The sequence below is a fragment of the Streptomyces sp. NBC_01335 genome (genome assembly GCF_035953295.1).
Taxonomy (GTDB): domain Bacteria; phylum Actinomycetota; class Actinomycetes; order Streptomycetales; family Streptomycetaceae; genus Streptomyces.
The window spans coordinates 6,584,114-6,602,683 of record NZ_CP108370.1 but is presented as its reverse complement, the minus strand read 5'-3'; the positions used below and the strand labels follow the sequence as shown (position 1 = coordinate 6,602,683).

Sequence of the window (18,570 nt, the reverse complement as noted above, 5' to 3'; positions counted from 1 at the left end):
TGGCCGCTCACCCGGCCTCCGTCATGGTCCTGACGAGCCGACCGTTCGTCAAGGTGGCCTGCGGGAATGCGAAAATCGGGCCATGAACGAAGAGCGAGCACGCGAGGTACTGACCGCGGCAGGACTGGCCGGAAAAGGCTCTTCCGGTCCCGCCTCCGGGGCGGAACTCCTGGCACTGGGCGAGAACGCGGCCTTCGCCGTGGGTGATCTGGTGGTCAAGGTCGGCCGCGACGCGACGCACCACCCGGAGCTGCGCGAACGCGCCGCACGCGAGGTCGCCGTGGCCGGCTGGCTCGCGGACTGCGGGGTCCCGGCCGTACGCGCCGCCGAGCCCGCGCCCCGCATGGTGGAGGGGCACCCGGTGACCCTCTGGCACCGGCTTCCGGACGCCGTGCGGGCGCCCGAACCGCGCGATCTGGCCCCCCTGTTGACCTTGGTGCACGCGCTGCCCGCGCCGGAGCACCTCACCCTGCCCCGCCGCGAGCTGCTCGGCGGGGTCGAGCGCTGGCTCCAGCTGGCGGGCGACGCGATCGACCCGGCGGACGCCGACTATCTGCGCGCGCGCCGGGACGGCTTCGCGGCTGCCGCCGCCGCGCTCGTACCGCACCTGCCCCCGGGCCCCGTGCACGGCGACGCGCTGCCGCGCAACGTGCATGTCGGCCCGGACGGCCCGGTGCTGGTGGACCTGGAGACCTTCTCCTTCGACCTGCGCGAGCACGACCTCGTGGTGCTCGCGCTCTCCCGCGACCGGTACGGGCTGCCCGCCGACGCGTACGACGCGTTCACCGCCGCCTACGGCTGGGACGTACGGGAGTGGGACGGCTGCGCCGTGCTGCGCGGGGCGCGGGAGACGGCGAGCTGCGCCTGGGTCGCCCAGCACGCTCCGGCCAACCCGAAGGCGCTCGACGAGTTCCGCCGCCGGGTCGCCTCGCTCCGGGACGGCGACCCGGAGGTGCGGTGGTACCCCTTCTGAGGTGCGGCGGCCCCTCCCGTCGATCCCTGCCGGACAGAGACCGCAAAGAGTTCTTCGCAAACAACCCTTTGCGAAGAACTCTTTGCGGTCTACGGTGTACGCCATGACCGATGCCACGGAGAGAGCCGACGGCTCCACCGAGAAGAACTCAGTCGTCCTGGACGCCAAGGGACTTCGCGCCCTGGCGCATCCGCTGCGCGTGCAGCTGGTCGAGGTGCTGCGGAGCCACGGCCCGTCGACCGCGACCCGCCTCGCGGAGCGGCTGGGGGTGAACTCCGGGACGGCCAGCTATCACCTGCGTCAACTCGGTGCGGCCGGATTCGTCGAGGAGGACGCGGAGCGCGGCAACGCGCGGGAACGCTGGTGGCGTTCGGTCCACCGGACGACCGAGCTCAGCGACTGGAACCTGGTCGACCAGGAGCCCGAAGCAGCGCTGGCGTACCTTCAGTCCGTCGCCGCCACCTACACCCTGCGCGCCCAGCAGGCGCTGAACGAGGTGCAGACACTGCCCGAGGCGTGGCGGGGGACCTTCGACATGAGCGACTGGTCCCTGTGGCTCACCCCCGACGAAGCCGTGTCCCTGCGGCAGGAGTTGAGGGCCGTCGTCGCCCGCTACCGGGCGGACGGCCCGGACGCCGCCGCCGGTGCTCCCAAGGGGGCGCAGCGGGTCGACCTCATCACACACATCCTGCCCGAGCCGGACACACGCGTTCCGCCCGAGGAGCGCACCGGCTCCGGGATCGCGTCGGAGGAGTCATGACCGGGGCTACTGCCCCGGTCACCGGCGGCATACCCGACGGGCGGTCCTTACGGCCGCTGGGCGGAGTGCTGGCGGCCATGGCCGTATCGCTGACCGGTACGCGGATCTCGGCCGTGGCTCTCCCCTGGTTCGTGCTCGTCACGACCGGGAGCGCCACCCGGACCGGACTGGTCGCCTTCTGCGAGATGGCTCCGTACGTCCTGGTCAAGGCGCTCGCGGGGCCGGTGGTGGACCGCATGGGCCCACGGGTCGTCTCGTGGACGACGGACACGGTCAGTGCGGTCGCCGCCGCCCTGGTCCCCCTCCTCCACGCCCTGCACCTGCTGTCCTTTCCGCTCCTGCTGTCCCTCGTCGCGGTGGTCGGCGCGGCCCGCGGCCCCGGCGACCTGGCCAAGGAAGTCATGGTGCCGGAAGCGGCCGAGCGCGGCGGAGTACCGCTGGAGCGCGCCATGGGCGTGTCCGGCGTGATCGAGCGCCTCGCGTCCACCCTCGGGCCGGCCGTGGGCGGTTCCCTGGTGGCGCTGCTCGGTACCCTGACCGGACTCGCCCTCAACGCCGCCTCCTTCGCGCTCGGATCGATCATCATCGGAGTTGCTCTGCCCCGCGGCGTCGGGCGGGCGGCCGACCAGGAACCGGTGGCTGCGGGCTCGAAGGAACCGGGCTACTGGCGGCGGTTCGGCGAAGGCTTCACCTTCCTCCGCGGCGAACCCCTGCTGCTCACCGTCATCGTCACGGTGGGCGTCACCAACCTGCTGGACGCCGCCATCAACTCCGTGCTCATCCCCCTGTGGGCCCGGGAGTCCGGCCACGGCCCGGCCGCGATCGGTCTGACCGGCAGTGCGCTGGGCGTGGCGGCGGTCGCCGGGAGCCTGATCGCCGCGGCGACCGCGCACGGGCTCCGGCGCAAGTTCGTCGTCCTCGGCGGGTTCCTCCTCATCGGGGCTCCGAGATTCCTGGTCCTCGCCTCGGACGCCCCGCTGTGGACGGTCGTCGCCGTCTTCGCCGTCGCCGGCTTCGGCGGGGGCTTCATCAACCCCGTGCTGGGAGCCGTCCTCGTGGAGCGGGTGCCGCGCCGCATGCTGGGCCGGGTCAACGCGCTCGGCGACTCGCTGGCCTGGGCCGGCATCCCCGTCGGCGGGCTTCTCGCCGGGGCGGCGGTGACCGCTCTCGGGCTCACACCGGTGCTGCTCACCTGCGGGGCCCTGTACTTCCTCACCACGAACCTGGCCGGACTGCGGCCGGAATGGCGTGAGATGGACCGCACGGGCCGTCGGGGCGTCCCGGCGCCGCACGGCGGGGAAGGCGCTTCACCGGACCGTGCGGGTGCGGCGACATGACACCGGGGCGGTCCGGCTCCCGAAGGCGGTCACCCGCTCCGGGGAACGAGCGGCCAGGCGGGCTCGACCACTGCCGCCGGGTCGGCGGTACGCCGCAGATAGGCCTGCAAGGAGACCGACTGCTCGGCAGCCGCGCGCACCTGGAGGTCGTGCAGGTCCGCCAGGGACATCGCTCCGACCGGCAGGTGCCTCTCCGCCATCCGGCGCACCACCAGGGCGGCTGCCACGGCGTCCGCCTTCGCGTCGTGCGCGGCGTCGAGCGGTACTCCGTAGTGGGCGCAGAGGGCGTGGAGGGCCCTCCTTCCCTTCCGGTACTTGTCGACGTGCTTGTCGATCACGAGCGGATCGATGACGGGTGAGGGCGCGCCGCCCAGCCGCTCGCTGACCGACTCGACGCCGTAGCGTCGGCACTCGCGGTCGAGCAGGGAGAGGTCGTAGCGCGCGTTCATCACCACCAGGGGCGTCCCCGAGCGCAGCCCGTCGGCGACGGTCCGCGTGATCTCCTCGACGGCGGCAGCGGCGGGCGCCCCGTGCTCGCGCGCACGGTCGGTCGAGATGCCGTGGATCGCCGAGGCCTGTTCGGGTATGGCCACCCCCGGATCGAGCAGCCAGGTGCGCTCCTCCGCGACCGTCCCGTCAGGATCGAGCCGCACGACCGCCGCCGTGACGATGCGGTCGGTCTCGACGTCGGTGCCCGTGGTCTCCAGGTCGAAGGCCACCAGCGGCCCACTGATCCAGCTCATCCCGTACCTCCTCCATGGTGCTTACCCCCAGTGAGGAACACCCTGCCACGCACCACTGACACACCGGTCGGCGGGCGGGGTCGGCGGGCGGCCGGGCCCGGCGCCGCCCGGAGGACGGTCCGGTGTTTCCCGGAGGGACTTCGGGAAGCCTCAGGAAGGGCTTCCGCGAGCCTCAGGAGACCGGGCGGGAGTCGGTCCACACCGACTCGAACTCCTCGCGGTACGTCTCGAACAGCCCGTGCTCGGCCTCCTGCCCCGCGCGGACGACCGCACGCCCGCCGCCCCGGAGGACCAGGACGGGCGCCTCCATCCCGCGGGCGCGGCGCAGATAGGGCTGGACGACGCCGACCGCGTCGGGGCCGTCGCCGTCCACCAGGTAGGCGGTGAAGCGCGGGGTCTCGTCGAACACCTGGATCTGGAAGGCTCCCGGGTCGCGGAGTCGGGCGCGCACCCGTCGCATGTGGAGGATGTTCATCTCCACCGACCGGCTCAGCTCGCCCTTGCGGAGGTTGAGTTCCCGTTCGCGGCGGCGGACCGCGCTGCTGGCCGGGTTGATGAAGAGCAGCCTGATCCGGCAGCCGGTCTCGGCGAGACGGACCAGGCGGCGCCCGGAGAAGTTCTGGACGAGCAGGTTGAGCCCTATGCCGATCGCGTCGAGCCGGCGCGCGTTGCCGAACAGGTCCTCGGCGGGCAGCTGGCGCTGGAGCCGGACCCGGTCGGGGTGGACCTGGACGACGTCGGCGTACCGGTCGCCGACCAGGGACTCGACGGCGTCGACGGGGAGCCGGTCGGAGGAGGGGACGGCGGCCCCGCCGCCGAGGATGGTCAGGAGCCGCTGGGAGGCGCGCTCGGCCTGGGCGTGGACGGCCTCGTTGAGGGCGCGGTTGCGGGAGACGACGTTCCGCGCGACCTCCAGCTCGTCCAGGGCCAGCTCCACGTCGCGCCGGTCGTCGAAGTAGGGCTCGAAGCACGGCCAGTGCTGGACCATCAGCTCGCGCAGCTGAGGCAGAGTCAGGAAGCTGAGGACGTTGTCGTCGGCCGGGTCGAGCAGATAGCCCTTCCTGCGGGACACCTCACGCACCGCGACGGCCCTCTGCACCCACTCCTGCCCGGCGGGCCCGGCGGCGGCCACCACCCAGTCCTCGCCGTTGACCGGAGCGTAGACGGGGCGCAGCACGGCGGAGACGACCGCGCGGAGCCGCTGTTCGACGAGATTCAGCCAGATGTACGCACGGCCGGCGCGCTGGGCACGTGTCCGCACCTCGCCCCAGTCCTCGGCGCTCCATCCCAGCTCCGCGCCGATCTCCAGGGGTTGCGCCAGGGATACCGTCCCGGGCGGTCCGTCGTTCGACTCCCCCTCGTGACTCACGTCACCCGGAGGCAGCTCGAACCCTCCCGAGCTCACCCGCGCACCGCCTTCCACTCCCCCACCCAACGATCACGGAAGGGTACTCCGCGAGCACGGACCCGTGCAGCCCCCTGCCGAGGACGCTCCGTCAACTGGTGTACCGAAAGCACGGGTTCCCTGGCGGGGGCCGGGACGGAGTGAGCTGATTCATAGTGAGGTGACCAGCGGTGGGCCCGTGTTCGGGGCGACCGCGAGGGTCCGCCGGACCCGTGCGGGCCGAAGGGGTGTCGCGCGGTGCGGCGTGTTGACGGCCCGCGCCGGGGTACACGGCGCACGACGCCTCCCGTTCGCGACCGCACCGGCCGACGTACTAGGTGTGCGCGCCTCTTTCGGGGATTATCTGGCTGAAGAACCGCACCACACCCGGATCAGAAGTGGAAGAGTCATATCTATGCAGGTCTGGCCGGGACAGGCGTATCCGCTCGGCGCCACGTACGACGGCGCCGGGACCAACTTCGCGGTCTTCTCGGAGGCCGCCCACCGCATCGAGCTGTGTCTGCTGCACGAGGACGGATCCGAGACGGCGGTCGAGCTCCGCGAGACCGACGCGTTCGTCCGTCACGCCTACCTGCCCGGCATCATGCCGGGTCAGCGGTACGGCTTCCGCGTGCACGGGCCCTACGAACCCCAGAACGGGCAGCGGTGCAACTCCGCGAAGCTGCTGCTCGACCCCTACGCGCGGGCCGTCGCCGGGAAGATCGAGTGGGGCGAGGCGGTGTACGGCTACCCCTTCGGGCGGCCCGACGCGCGCAACGACCTCGATTCGGCGCCGCACATGATGAGCTCGGTCGTGGTCAACCCGTACTTCGACTGGGGCGACGACCGCAGGCCGCGTACGGACTACCACCGCACGGTGATCTACGAGGCCCATGTGAAGGGCCTGACGATGCTCCACCCGGGGCTGCCGAAGGAGCTGCGGGGCACCTACGCGGGCCTTGCGCATCCGGAGGTGATCGCCCATCTGACGGAGCTGGGCGTCACGGCGATCGAGCTGATGCCGGTGCACCAGTTCGTCCAGGACCACCGTCTGGCCGATGCCGGGCTCGCCAACTACTGGGGCTACAACACCATCGGCTTCTTCGCCCCGCACAACGCGTACGCCTCCTGGGGCGACCGCGGGGAGCAGGTGCTGGAGTTCAAGCAGGCCGTCCGGGCGCTGCACCAGGCGGGCATCGAGGTGATCCTCGACGTGGTCTACAACCACACCGCCGAGGGCAACCACCTGGGCCCGACGCTCTCCTTCCGGGGGCTGGACAACGCCTCGTACTACCGTCTGACGGACGACCAGCGCTATTACATGGACACCACGGGCACCGGGAACTCGCTGCTCATGCGGTCCCCGCACGTACTCCAGATGATCATGGACTCGCTGCGGTACTGGGTGACCGAGATGCACGTGGACGGGTTCCGCTTCGACCTGGCGGCGACGCTCGCCCGCCAGTTCCACGAGGTGGACCGGCTGTCGTCCTTCTTCGACCTGGTGCAGCAGGACCCGGTGGTGAGCCAGGTCAAGCTGATCGCGGAGCCCTGGGACGTCGGCGAGGGCGGCTACCAGGTCGGCAACTTCCCGCCGCTGTGGACCGAGTGGAACGGCAAGTACCGCGACACCGTGCGCGACCTGTGGCGGGGCGAGCCGAGGACGCTGGCGGAGTTCGCGGGACGGCTGACGGGCTCCTCCGACCTCTACCAGGACGACGGCCGCCGCCCGCTCGCCTCGATCAACTTCACCACCTGCCACGACGGTTTCACCCTGCACGACCTCGTCTCGTACAACGACAAGCGCAACGACGCCAACGGCGAGGGCAATCGCGACGGCGAGAGCCACAACCGCTCGTGGAACTGCGGGGCGGAGGGCGAGACCGACGACCCCGGGGTGCTGGAACTGCGGGCGCGGCAGATGCGCAACTTCATCGCCACGCTGATGCTGTCGCAGGGCGTGCCGATGCTGAGCCACGGCGACGAGTTCGCCCGCACGCAGAACGGCAACAACAACGCCTACTGCCAGGACAACGAACTCTCCTGGGTGCACTGGCCCGATCCCGCCCGGAAACCGGGCGAGGCCGGCGAGGGTGGGGAGGATGGTGCGGAGGCGGTACGGAAACCGGGTGACGGGCTGCTGGAGTTCACCCGGGCCATGGTCTGGCTGCGCCGGGACCATCCGGTGTTCCGGCGGCGCCGCTTCTTCCACGGGCGTCCCGTCGAAGGCACCCACGACGAGCTCTCGGACATCGCCTGGTTCACGCCCGAAGGCGCGGAGATGACCCAGCGGGACTGGCAGGCCGCGCACGCCAAGGCCATGACCGTCTTCCTCAACGGGCACGCCATCTCGGAGCCCGGACCGCGCGGCGAGCGGATCTTCGACGACTCCTTCCTGCTGATGTTCAACGCGGGTGCGGAGACGCTGGACTTCGCGGTCCCCGTCAACCACGGCGCGCAGTGGGAGGTCGTGGTCGACACGGGCCGCCCGGAAGGGGTGCCGCCCGGGAGCGGGCCCAAGGTCGCGGCGGGCGAGCACCTCTCGCTGATCGGCCGGAGCCTCACCGTCCTCAAGCGCCCCGCCTGAGCGCCCGGACGGCGGGTGCGGGAGCAGTGTCCCGCGCCCGCCGTCCGGGTGAATTCCTCCGGGTGCATCCGTGCGGTCGCGGGCAGCCGGGAGCGCGGCGGATGACACGGACGGGCCGCGAGTGGGTACTCAAACGGTCATGACGCCCACCGCCACGTACCGGCTCCAGCTCCAACCGGACTTCACCTTCGCGGACGCCGGGGAGGCCGTCCCGTACCTCGCTTCGCTCGGTATCTCCCATCTCCACCTGTCCCCCGTCCTGGAGGCGGTGCCCGGGTCGCGCCACGGGTACGACGTCACCGATCCCGGCCGGATCCGCGCCGAGCTGGGCGGCGAGGAGGGGCTGCGCGAACTCGCGGCGACGGCCCGCGCGCACGGGATGGGGCTGGTCGTCGACATCGTGCCGAACCACATGGCCGCGTCCCCGCGCCACAACAGGGCGCTGTGGGAGGTGCTCCGCGAGGGGCCGTCCTCGCCGTACGCCCGCTGGTTCGACATCGACTGGGAGGGCGGCGGCGGAAAGGTGCTGCTGCCCGTGCTCGGGGGCCCCGTCGGCGACGAGCTGGGACGGCTCACCGTCGACGGGACGGTGCTGCGCCACGGAGAGCAGGAGTTCCCGCTGCGCCCGGGCACCGAGGACCTGGCACTGCCCGGACTGCTGGACGCCCAGCACTACCGGCTCGGCTGGTGGCGGCTGGCCCGCACCGAGCTGAACTATCGGCGGTTCTTCACCATCTCGGACCTGATCGCCGTGCGGGTCGAGCACCCGGAGGTCTTCGACGCCACCCACGGCAAGATCCTCGAACTCGTCCGGGACGGTGTCGTCGAGGGGCTGCGCATCGACCATCCGGACGGCCTCGCCGACCCCGCCGGGTACCTGGAGCGGCTGGCCGCGGGAACCGGCAGCCGGTGGACGGTGGTGGAGAAGATCCTCACCGGCGAGGAGACCCTCCCGGCCGGCTGGGCGGTGGCCGGAACCACCGGCTACGACGCACTGCACCGCGTCGACGGCCTCTTCGCCGACCCGCTCGGATCGGCCGAACTCCTCGGCCATTACCGTGCGTTCGCCGACCCCTCCGCCGACGAGGGCGGCACCTGGCCCGAGACCGCGCGGCGGGCCGCACGGCACGTCGTCGGCCACGACCTCGCCGCCGAGACGGCCTGGCTCACCCGGCTGGCCGCACGGATCTGCGCCCGGGACCCCCGGCTCCGCGACCACGCCCCGTGGGCCCTGCACACCGCCGTGACCGAACTGCTGGTCCGCGTCCCGGTGTACCGGCCGTACGTCGGGGCGGGGGGCCCGGTCACCGAGTCCGCCGAGGCGGCTCTGCCGGATGCGGCGGTACGGGACGCGAAGGCCGCGTTCTTGGTACCCGAGGAGGCCGGGGCGGTGGACGTGGTGCGGGAGCTCGCGCTCGGGAGGCTGGGCGACGGCCCCGAACAGGTCTCCTTCTGCGCCCGGTTCGCCCAGACCGCGTCCGCCCTGCACGCCAAGTCCGAGGAGGACACGGCGTTCTACCGGTACGTACCGCTGATCTCGGCGACCGAGGTGGGCGGCCGGCCGGGCAGGCCGGCGGTGGAGCCCCCCGCCTTCCACGCGTTCTGCGCCCGGCTGGCGCGGGACTGGCCGACCACCGGCACGGTGCTCACCACGCACGACACGAAGCGCAGCGCCGACGTCCGGGCCCGGATCGCCGTACTCTCCGAATGCCCTTCCCAGTGGGCGGAGTTGGTACGCCAGGCGACGGCGGCGACTCCGGCGAAGGCGCCGGACGCCCAACTCGCCTGGGGCGCCTGGCAGTCGGCCTTCGGCTGCGTGGACATGCCGGCCTCCGAGACGGCGGGCAGGCTGGAGCCCGCGCTGCTCAAGGCGGTGCGCGAGGCGGGCCTCCACACCACCTGGACCGAACCCGACGCCTCCTACGAGCGCGCGGTGTCCGACTTCGTCGCGGCAGGGCCCGGTAGCGCCGGGGGGACCGCCCGGGACCTCCTCGCCGCCTTCGCCCGGTCGCTCGCCCCCCAGGTGCGGGCCAACGTACTGGGCGCGGCACTCGTCCATCTGACGATGCCGGGAGTTCCCGATCTCTACCAGGGCACGGAGCGGGAGTACCTCGCCCTGGTGGACCCGGACAACCGGCGGCCCTTCACCGAGCCGGACCCCGGAGCCGGGCCCTCGGCGGCCACCGAGGCATCCGGCACCTCGGACGAGAAGGCCCGCCTGACCGCCACCGCGCTCCGGCTCCGCGCCGAACTCCCGTACGTGTTCGGCGAGTCGGGTACGTACGTCCCCCTCACCGCGCGGGGTGCGGCGGCGGAGCACGCGGTGGCGTTCTGCCGGTCGGGCGAGGTGGTCACTGCGGTGACCCGGCTCTCGCTCCGGCTCGCCGAGGCGGGCGGCTGGGCCGACACGGTCCTGCCGCTCCCGGACGCCGGCCCCTGGCACGATCTCCTGGCCACGGAAGGTGAGTTCGGCGGGGGCGAGGTGAAGGCGTCCGAGCTGTTCGCCGCACGCCCGGTCGCGCTGCTCAGGAGGGGGCCGCGGGGGTAGGGGGCGGCAGGCGTCGGACGGCAGGCGGGCGGCCCGGCCTCAGAGGGGCGGCAGGCCGTCCGGCGGGAGGGCCGCCGGCCGGTCCGGCGGGAGGGGCGGGGGTGCGGTCAGGCGGAAGGTCATGTGGCCGAAGCTCACCTGGTCGCCCTCCCGGACCGGGACCAGGCCGACGACCCGCTGCCCGTTGACGCAGGTGCCGTTGGTCGAGCCGAGGTCCCGGAGCAGCCAGAGCCGCCCCCGGGCGGTGAGTTCGGCGTGGTTACGGGAGACCGTCTCGTGGTTGAGCCGCAGTCCGTTGCCCGGGTCGCGTCCGATGAGCAGCGGGTACGGCCCCGGGGCGGGCAGCAGGAGTTGGGGCAGCTTCCCGGCCCGCCAGGCCATCCGCAGCCGCCCCGGGAAGCCCGAGACTCCGCCCACCGCGCGCAACAGCCCCTGGCTCCAGGCGCGTTCCGCGCGCAGGTCGGCGGTGAGCGCCGCCAGGTCCTCGGGGCGGTGGGCGGCGAGGGCGAGTTCCATCCGGCGCAGGAAGGTGTCGTGGGAGAGGCGGCCCTGCGCGGCACCTTCCCTGAGCACGCCGAGGACACGGTCGCGCTGGGCGTCGGAGACCCGCGCGGGATACGTGTGGAACTCGGAGGAGGACGTCACAGGGTGATTGTCGGGCCGGGCGGCCCGGGGTGTCCAGAAGGGGCGGTGCCGGACCGGGGCGGGAGCATCGGCGGCCGGTCCGTCCCGGGGAGCGGCCAGGGGCCGGCTCAGCGCGCGGGGGCCTCTCCCGAGCGCTCCAGGTCGAGCGCGACGGTGCGCACGGCGTCGACGATGGGCAGCAGCTTCCGGCCGAAGGGGGTGAGGTCGTACACCGTCGACTGCTTGCTCCTCGACTCCGCGACCCGGACGACGATGCCGGCCTCGTCGAGCTTGCGCAGGCGGCTGGTCAGGGTGACCGCGTTGACCTTCGGGATGGCCCGGTGCAGCTCGTTGAAGCGCATCGCCGACTTCTGCAGGGTCATCACGATCGCCAGGGTCCACAGATCACCGACGACCGACAGAATCTGCATGCACCGCGCCGTCTGGGGGTCTACGGATTGATTCATGGTGCTGCCCATTTTAGGCCGTGTGCCGAACGTAGCGGCGTCCGCCCGGAGGGCGGGTCAGGCGGGACTTTCGACACACGGCCGACCCTCCGTGCTACCGTCACCACTAAAGAATTTTTAGTGGTTTCGAGGAAGGCAGAGCCCCCATGAGAATCACGGTCTTCGGCGCGACCGGCCGGATGGGCCAGTTACTGGTACGCCAGGCCCTCGACGCGGGACACACGGTCACCGCCTACGCCCGCAACCCCGGCAAGCTCCGCTTCACGCACCCGGAACTGACCGTCGTGGCCGGTGAACTCGACGACGAGAAGGCGATCCTCGAAGCGGTCCGCGGCGCCGACGCCGTCATCGAGGGCGTCGGCTCGGAGAGCGCCGCGACCCGCAGGATCATCGCCGCCATGGACGCGTCGGGCGTCGGACGGTTCGTGGTGGTGTCCACGTGCAGCGTCCCGGACCCGGCGGACCGGCCGGACCTCAGGTTCAAGGCCCTCGTCCGGTTCGTCAGGACCGCCGCACCCCGCGCCTGGGCCGAGGTCCGCGCGGCGGCGGAAGCGGTACGCGCCAGCGACCTGGAGTGGACGCTGGTGCGCGTGGCCAGACTCGACGACGGCCCCGCCACCGGAGAGATCAAGGTCGGGCACTACGGCCACGGGGTGGTGGGCCTCTCCCTCCACCGCGCCGACATGGCGTCCTTCCTGCTCGCCCAGGTGACCGACCGGACCCATCTGCGCGAGGCCCCCGCGATCAGCAACTGAGCCGAACACCTGGGAGAAATGGCGGTGCGCGGGCGTCCGGTGCACTGCTGTCGTCTGCCGCCGCGGGCAGGGGTACGTCGACGACCTGCTCGCCGAGGGGACCCGGGTGCTCGCCGCACAGGACGGGGTCGAGCGCGTCCGAGCCGCCACGGACCTCGGCGACCAGCCGATGGCCGGGCGTTCCGGCGGCTGGGGTACGTCAACTTCGAGCGGGCCCTCAACATGGTCTGGGACTGACCTCCCGCCCGGCGGTCAACCGGTCTTCTCAGCCTCCGCCGGCCGGTCCTGCGCGAGCCATTCCAGCCGCAGCAGTTGCTCCTCGGGGATCGCGGCGTCCTCGCCCCGCGGTCCGACATTGAGCAGCAGGTTGCCGCCGTCGGCCGCGGTGTCCCGGACCAGTGCGGCGAGGGTGTCGCGGCCGAGGAAGGCATCGGGCGGGGAGTTGCGGTTGTAGCCGAAGCTGTGGTCGATGCCGCGGGTGATCTCGTACGGGTCGGGGCCCGTGTAGCGGGCGAACTCCGGGGTGCGGAAGTCGTAGTACGGGGGCTTGCGCGGGACGAACCCCTCGTCCTGGGCGATCGTCCGCCGCTCCCAACGGTCGTACAGCGCCCCGGCGCCCGGGAGGGCGAAGGTGCGCCAGAGCGGTGAGCGCGGCAGCAGCCGGTCGTTGACCACGCCGTGCGGGACGGTGAAGCGGTAGAAGTCGATGAGCCGGCGGATCTCGGGGGTGCCGGCCGGCCAGGCGATGTCGTTCCAGAGGATGTCCGGGCGGTACCGCCGTATGAGTTCACGCAGTTGGGCGTCGGCGTAGTCGGGGTACACGCCGCGCGGCACGGAGGCGAGCATGTCGGCTGCGGTGCCGACCGGGCGGCTGTCGAAGGTCCAGTCGAGCCCGCCGGAGTAGTACACCCCGAAGCGCAGCCCCTCGGCCCGGACCGCTTCGGCGAACTCGCCCACCACGTCACGGGTGGTGTGCCAGCCGGCCCGGTTCGGGTTGCGCACCTCGGAGGGCCAGAGGCAGTAGCCGTCGTGGTGCTTGGTGACCAGGACGGCGTAGCGGGCGCCGGCGGCGCGGAAGGCGCGCGCCCACGCGGCGGGGTCCCAGCCTGCCAGCCCGTCCTCGAACTCCCGGCCGAAATCGGTGTACGGCTTGTCGCCGTAGGTGGCCCGGTGGTGGGCGGAGACCGGGCTGCCAGGGAAGCGGAGCCCGTTCTCGTACCACTCGGCGTACGAGGTCCAGGCGAGCGGGGCGGCCCGTCCGGCCAGGGGGAGGCCGGCGGGCGCGGTGTAGGGCGGGGCCCAGCCGGGGACCGACGCGGGCGTCCAGTGCACGAACATCCCCAGGCCGGCCTGGGTCCACCATTGAGCAACCATGGCGCGAAGTATCGGTCACCGGGGCCCGGTCGGGAAGCCCCGCCCGTCCCGCGCCCGGGTCAGCCCGGTCGTACGGCGGTCTCGGCGCCGGCCGGTTCCGCCGCCCCGGCGGCCTGCTGTCCGATGAACTCCAGCTCCGGCGAACCCTGTTCCGCCGGAACGGTTCCGACCGGAACGGTTCCGGCCGGGGCGCGCTGGGCCCGGATGACGTCGCGGTACCAGGCGTAGGACTCCTTCGGGGTCCGGCGCAGGGTCTCGTAGTCGATGTGGACGAGTCCGAAGCGCTTGCTGGCCCCCTCGGTCCACTCCACGTTGTCGGTGAGCGACCAGGTGAAGTAGCCGCGTACGTCGACGCCTTCACCGATGGCACGGTGCAGGGCGCCCAAGTGGGCTTCCAGGAAGGCGATGCGGCGGGTGTCGCTGACGGCGTCGTCCACCGCGCAGCCGTTCTCGGTGATGTAGAGCGGCGGCAGCCGGTCGCCGTAGCGGTCGCGGAGCTGGACGAGGGTCTCGCGCAACCCGTCCGGGACGACGGGCCAGCCGAAGTCCGTCTTCTCGTACCCCTCGATCTCCCTGATGCCGAAAGGAAGTTCGGCGGGGATCTCGAACCCGGCGAAGGAGCCGAGGGCTTCGGGGCGGGGGGCACCGACGAGGGTGGGGTTGTAGTAGTTGACGCCGTACCAGTCCAGCGGGGTGGAGATGGTCTTCAGGTCGTCGGCGACCGGGCCCGGCATCAGCGCGGCGAACCCCTCGTCGGGGTAGCGGCCGGCGAGCAGCGGGTCGGCGAAGAGCCAGTTGGTGAGGGTGTCGTACAGCGAGGCCGCGTCCCGGTCCTCGTCCGAGTCGCCGGCCGTCCAGACGGGGCTGTGCGAGACGGCGACGCCGATGTTGGAGGCTCCTGCGGCGCGCAGCGCCCGGACGGCCAGTCCGTGGGCGAGGAGCTGGTGGTGGGCGGCGGGCAGGGCGTCGAAGAGCAGGGTGCGGCCGGGCGCGTGCTGGCCGAGGGCGTAGCCCAGCAGGGTGACCTCGGCGGGCTCGTTGATGGTGATCCACATGGGGACGCGGTCGGCGAGCCGTTCGGCGACGATGCCCGCGTACTCGGCGAAGCGGTAGGCGGTGTCGCGGTTGAGCCAGCCGCCCTCCTCGTCCAGCGGCAGCGGGGTGTCCCAGTGGTAGAGCGTGGGGGCGGGGGTGATGCCCCGGGCGCAGAGTTCGTCGACGAGCCGGTCGTAGAAGTCGAGTCCGGCGGGGTTGACCGCGCCGCTGCCGCCGGGCACCACGCGGGGCCAGCTGACGGAGAAGCGGAAGGCGTCGGCTCCGAGCCCGGCGAGCAGACCGACGTCCTCGCGCCAGTGCTCGTGGAACCCGGTCCCCCGGGTGGTGTCGGTGCCGTCCTTGATGCGGCCGGGCACGGCGGCGAAGGCGTCCCAGCCGGAGAGGCCCTTGCCGTCGGCCTCGACGGCTCCCTCGGTCTGGAACGCGGAGGCGGAGGCTCCCCAGAGGAAACCGGGAGGGAACTTCGGCACGGTCATTTCGGCCTCCATCAGCCGTACGTCGGCGTACGTATGAGCAGGATCGGGCAGGGCAATGATCAGAGCAGACCTTAAGGGGTGATCCGTACTCCTGTGCGCGGATGCACGGAACACGGGACATCTCTTCGGTCGCCCCAGCGGAACCGGTCCAGTATTCCGGGCGGGGCGTGCGACTTCAGCCGATCATGAAAGCTGGTCCGGACTTCCCTCGGGCGCTTCCGGCTTTTCATACGAATCACTGACACATGACGGACGGGGAGTGGCGGATGCGGTTCGAGGTGTGGGCCCCCGGGGCCGGGTCGGTCGGACTCCAGTTGTCCGGCACACGGCTGGCGATGGGGCGTGACGGGTCCCGTGCGGGCTGGTGGACGGTCGAGGCGGACGCGGCCGACGGCGACCGGTACGGCTTCTCGGTGGACGAGGGGCCCCTGCTCCCCGACCCGCGCTCCCGGCGCCAGCCGGACGGTCCGGACGGGTCGAGCGCGGTGGTCGACCAGGAGGCGTACGCCTGGCGGAGCGACTGGCGGGGGCGCGTGCTGCCGGGCGGCGTGCTGTACGAGCTGCATGTCGGTACGTACACCGGCGAGGGCACCTTCGACGCGGCGGCGCGAAAGCTGGGCCATCTGGCGGAACTGGGCGTCACGCACGTGTCGTTGATGCCGGTCTGCCCGTTCCCCGGCATCAACGGCTGGGGGTACGAGGGCGTGTCGCTCTGGGCCGTCCACGAACCGTACGGCGGCCCGGCGGGGCTGAAGCGGTTCGTGGACACCGCGCACGGGCTGGGGCTCGCGGTGCTGCTGGACGTCGTCCACAACCACCTGGGGCCGTCCGGCAACCACCTCCCCGCCTTCGGCCCGTACTTCACCGAGACGCACCACACCCCATGGGGCGCGGCGGTCAATCTGGACGCCCCCGGGTCGGACGAGGTGCGGGCGTATCTGCTGGGCAGCGCGCTGGCCTGGCTGCGCGACTACCGGCTCGACGGGTTGCGGCTGGACGCGGTGCACGCGCTCGCCGACACCCGGGCGCTGACCTTCCTGGAGGAGCTGGCGGCCGGGGTGGACGCGCTGGCGGCCGAGGTGGGCCGGCCGCTGACGCTGATCGGCGAGTCCGACCTCTGCGACCCGCGCACCACGACCCCGCGCGCGGCGGGCGGGCTGGGGCTGCACGCGCAGTGGAACGACGACTTCCACCACGCCCTGCACACCGCCCTGACCGGCGAGGCGCAGGGCTATTACGCGGACTTCGCGGCCGCGCCACTGGCCGCGCTGGCCAAGACGGTGACCCGGGCGTTCTTCCACGACGGCACGTACTCCAGCTTCCGGGGGCGGTCGCACGGCCGCCCCGTCGACGTCACCCGCACCCCCGCCCACCATTTCGTCGGGTACGCCCAGACCCACGACCAGATCGGCAACCGGGCCCTCGGCGACCGGCTCGCCGCCTCGCTGACCCCTGGCCTCCAGGCGTGCGCGGCGGCGCTGGTGCTGACCGGCCCGTTCACCCCGATGCTCTTCATGGGCGAGGAGTGGGGGGCGCGGACCCCGTGGCAGTTCTTCACCGACCACACCGACCCGGAGCTGGCCGAGGCGGTGCGCAACGGCAGGCGGCGGGAGTTCGGGGCGCACGGCTGGGCCGAGGAGGACATCCCGGACCCGCAGGACCCCGCGACCCGCGAGCGGTCCTGCCTGGACTGGAGCGAACGCGAACGCGCCCCGCACGACCGGCTGCACGCCTGGTACCGGGAGCTGATCGCGCTCCGCCGGGCCGTGCCCGACCTGCGCGACCCGGACCTCGCCTCGGTGAAGGTCGCCTTCGACGAGGAGGCCCGGTGGCTGGCGCTGCGCCGGGGCGACGTGCGGATCGCGGTCAACCTGTCCGGCCGGCCCGTCGCCGTCCCGCTGGGCGGCGGGCGGAACCGGGCCGGCACCGGACGGGTGCTGGCGGCCTGGGAGCCGGTGGAGGCACCGGGCGCGGACGGACTGCTGCGGCTGCCCGCCGAGTCCTGCGTGGTGCTGGCCGACGGGTGACCGGGGCGACCGCGGCGGACCGGCACCTCGTCGCCCCGGTCGGCCGGCGGGAGCCGTCGGCCGCCGAGGAGCTGCCGGCGGACGAGGAGCCGTCAGCCGTTCACGGAGCCGTGAGCGGACGAGGTGCTGCCGGCGGGCAAGGAGCCGTCAGCCGACGATCGCCAGCTCCCGGGCGGTGGCGTTGAGCCGCCTGCCGCCGTCCTCGGTGACGGTCACGATGTCCTCGATCCGCACCCCGAACCGCCCCGGGAGGTAGATCCCCGGCTCCACGGAGAAGCACATCCCCGGCACCAGCGGCTGCTCCTCGCCCTCGATCATGTAGGGCGGTTCGTGGGTGGTGACCCCGATGCCGTGGCCGGTGCGGTGGATGAACCGGTCGCCGTAGCCGAACTCGGTGATGACGGCGCGCGCCGCCCGGTCGACATCCTGGCAGGCGACCCCGGGCCGCACGGCGGCGCACCCCGCCGCCTGGGCCTCGCGCACCACGTCGTGGACGCGCTGCTCCTCGGCGGTGGGCTCGCCGACGTGGACCGTACGGGAGGTGTCGGAGCCGTAGCCGTACCGCAGGCCGCCGAAGTCGAGGACCACCATGTCGCCGTGCTCGATGACCCGCTCCCCCGCCTCGTGGTGCGGGTTCGCGCCGTTCGGGCCGGAGCCGACGATGGCGAAGTCCACCTGGGAGTGGCCGAATCCGATCAGCAGCTCCGCCAGGTCCGCCGAGACCTCGGTCTCCCGACGCCCGGCGAAGGGGACCTTCAGGATCTCCTCGTAGGTGGCGTCGGCCGCCGCGCCGGCCGCCGCGAGCCGCTCCAGCTCCGCCGCGTCCTTGACCGCCCGCAGCATCGGCAGCACCTGGGTGAGCGAGGCGTAGGAGGTACCGGGCAGCAGCTGCTGGAGCCCGAGCAGGTGCATGGCCCAGGCGTTGTCGCTGATCCCGTACCGGCCGGCGGCGTCGAGGAGGGGGGCGGCCACCTCGTACGGGTTCCTGGCGTCGGTCCAGTCGCGCAGCGAGAGGGCGGGGGCGCCGGTCGCCGCCTCGGCGTCGGGCGCCTCCAGCGTCGGTACGACCAGCACCGGCTCCTGACCGGGGGTCAGTACGAGAAGGGTGAGGCGCTCGGTGCTGACGGGCTGGTAGCCGGTCAGGTGGACGAGGTCCGGGCCGGGCGCCACCAGGACACCGGCCAGCCCGGCCTCGGCGGCGGAGTCGGCCGCACGGGCCATCCGGGCGCGGTAGACGTCGGCGGTGAAGGGCTCGGGCGGGGTCGGGCTGGTCATGCGGGGGCCTCCAGAGGTGCTGCCGGTACGGCTGCCGTTGGCGACGCACCACTGCGCGCGCCGCACGGAGCATCCTGCCGCCGCCCGCCGCGGGACGCGAGCGCCGGGCGGGCGTGGCGGGGCCGACACCGGCGAGATCATGATCCAAAACAGGTTGCCGGGCCACCCCGCTTCCTGGTTCCCT

The 18,570-nt window shown here is 72.8% G+C and carries 14 protein-coding genes and 1 pseudogene; 8 read left to right on the top strand and 7 right to left on the bottom strand.

Annotated features, from left to right (window positions below):
* The first annotated feature begins 82 nt into the window (after window positions 1-82).
* From OG599_RS28160 to OG599_RS28150, 3 genes are all read left to right on the top strand, one after another.
* A complete protein-coding gene (locus OG599_RS28160) occupies window positions 83-973 on the top strand; it encodes a phosphotransferase enzyme family protein (RefSeq protein ID WP_327178767.1) in 891 nt (296 codons plus the stop codon).
* A 103-nt stretch (window positions 974-1,076) separates the two neighbouring features.
* Window positions 1,077-1,733, top strand: a complete 657-nt coding sequence (locus OG599_RS28155) for an ArsR/SmtB family transcription factor (RefSeq protein ID WP_327178766.1) — start codon at window positions 1,077-1,079, stop codon at window positions 1,731-1,733.
* Window positions 1,730-3,070 carry an MFS transporter gene (locus tag OG599_RS28150; protein ID WP_327178765.1) on the top strand — a complete coding sequence of 447 codons (1,341 nt, stop codon included), beginning with the start codon at window positions 1,730-1,732 and terminating at the stop codon, window positions 3,068-3,070. Before OG599_RS28155 ends, OG599_RS28150 begins: the two co-directional genes overlap by 4 nt.
* 29 nt (window positions 3,071-3,099) lie before the next feature.
* On the opposite strand, the gene OG599_RS28145 is transcribed toward OG599_RS28150, so the two are convergent.
* Together OG599_RS28145 and OG599_RS28140 are read right to left on the bottom strand one after the other, a co-directional pair.
* Entirely contained in the window at window positions 3,100-3,813 is a 714-nt protein-coding gene (locus tag OG599_RS28145) for a 3'-5' exonuclease (RefSeq protein WP_327178764.1), read from the bottom strand.
* A gap of 172 nt (window positions 3,814-3,985) precedes the next feature.
* Complete coding sequence (locus tag OG599_RS28140; protein ID WP_327178763.1) at window positions 3,986-5,218, bottom strand: SAV2148 family HEPN domain-containing protein; 1,233 nt, start codon at window positions 5,216-5,218, stop codon at window positions 3,986-3,988.
* 394 nt (window positions 5,219-5,612) lie between these two features.
* Here OG599_RS28140 and glgX point away from each other — a divergent pair, with 394 nt between their 5' ends.
* Both glgX and treY read left to right on the top strand, forming a co-directional pair.
* Window positions 5,613-7,784, top strand: coding sequence for a glycogen debranching protein GlgX (gene glgX, locus OG599_RS28135; protein WP_327178762.1), 2,172 nt, complete (start codon window positions 5,613-5,615; stop codon window positions 7,782-7,784).
* A gap of 139 nt (window positions 7,785-7,923) precedes the next feature.
* Window positions 7,924-10,332 (top strand): malto-oligosyltrehalose synthase, encoded by a 2,409-nt coding sequence (gene treY, locus OG599_RS28130; RefSeq protein WP_327178761.1) that lies wholly within the window; start codon window positions 7,924-7,926, stop codon window positions 10,330-10,332.
* Between the two features lie 39 nt (window positions 10,333-10,371).
* Here treY and OG599_RS28125 read toward each other — a convergent pair whose 3' ends face one another.
* Both OG599_RS28125 and OG599_RS28120 read right to left on the bottom strand, forming a co-directional pair.
* Window positions 10,372-10,977 (bottom strand): DUF1707 and FHA domain-containing protein, encoded by a 606-nt coding sequence (locus OG599_RS28125; RefSeq protein WP_327178760.1) that lies wholly within the window; start codon window positions 10,975-10,977, stop codon window positions 10,372-10,374.
* Window positions 10,978-11,084: 107 nt separating this feature from the next.
* Window positions 11,085-11,423: a winged helix-turn-helix transcriptional regulator gene (locus tag OG599_RS28120; protein ID WP_327178759.1), complete on the bottom strand. Its 339-nt coding sequence runs from the start codon at window positions 11,421-11,423 to the stop codon at window positions 11,085-11,087.
* A gap of 146 nt (window positions 11,424-11,569) precedes the next feature.
* On the opposite strand from OG599_RS28120, the gene OG599_RS28115 reads away from it, so the two are divergent.
* Window positions 11,570-12,178, top strand: coding sequence for an NAD(P)-dependent oxidoreductase (locus OG599_RS28115; protein ID WP_327178758.1), 609 nt, complete (start codon window positions 11,570-11,572; stop codon window positions 12,176-12,178).
* A 61-nt stretch (window positions 12,179-12,239) separates the two neighbouring features.
* A pseudogene (locus OG599_RS28110) lies at window positions 12,240-12,415 on the top strand (GNAT family N-acetyltransferase); the annotation flags it as partial.
* 15 nt (window positions 12,416-12,430) lie between these two features.
* Here OG599_RS28110 and OG599_RS28105 read toward each other — a convergent pair.
* Both OG599_RS28105 and OG599_RS28100 read right to left on the bottom strand, forming a co-directional pair.
* Window positions 12,431-13,552: an alpha-L-fucosidase gene (locus tag OG599_RS28105; RefSeq protein ID WP_327178757.1), complete on the bottom strand. Its 1,122-nt coding sequence runs from the start codon at window positions 13,550-13,552 to the stop codon at window positions 12,431-12,433.
* Between the two features lie 59 nt (window positions 13,553-13,611).
* On the bottom strand, window positions 13,612-15,084 hold the full coding sequence (locus OG599_RS28100; RefSeq protein WP_327178756.1) for a GH1 family beta-glucosidase: 1,473 nt from the start codon (window positions 15,082-15,084) through the stop codon (window positions 13,612-13,614).
* 266 nt (window positions 15,085-15,350) lie between these two features.
* On the opposite strand from OG599_RS28100, the gene treZ reads away from it, so the two are divergent.
* On the top strand, window positions 15,351-17,111 hold the full coding sequence (gene treZ, locus OG599_RS28095) for a malto-oligosyltrehalose trehalohydrolase (RefSeq protein WP_327180214.1): 1,761 nt from the start codon (window positions 15,351-15,353) through the stop codon (window positions 17,109-17,111).
* A 147-nt stretch (window positions 17,112-17,258) separates the two neighbouring features.
* Here treZ and OG599_RS28090 read toward each other — a convergent pair whose 3' ends face one another.
* Window positions 17,259-18,386 carry an aminopeptidase P family protein gene (locus OG599_RS28090; RefSeq protein ID WP_327178755.1) on the bottom strand — a complete coding sequence of 376 codons (1,128 nt, stop codon included), beginning with the start codon at window positions 18,384-18,386 and terminating at the stop codon, window positions 17,259-17,261.
* Between the last annotated feature and the right edge of the window lie 184 nt (window positions 18,387-18,570).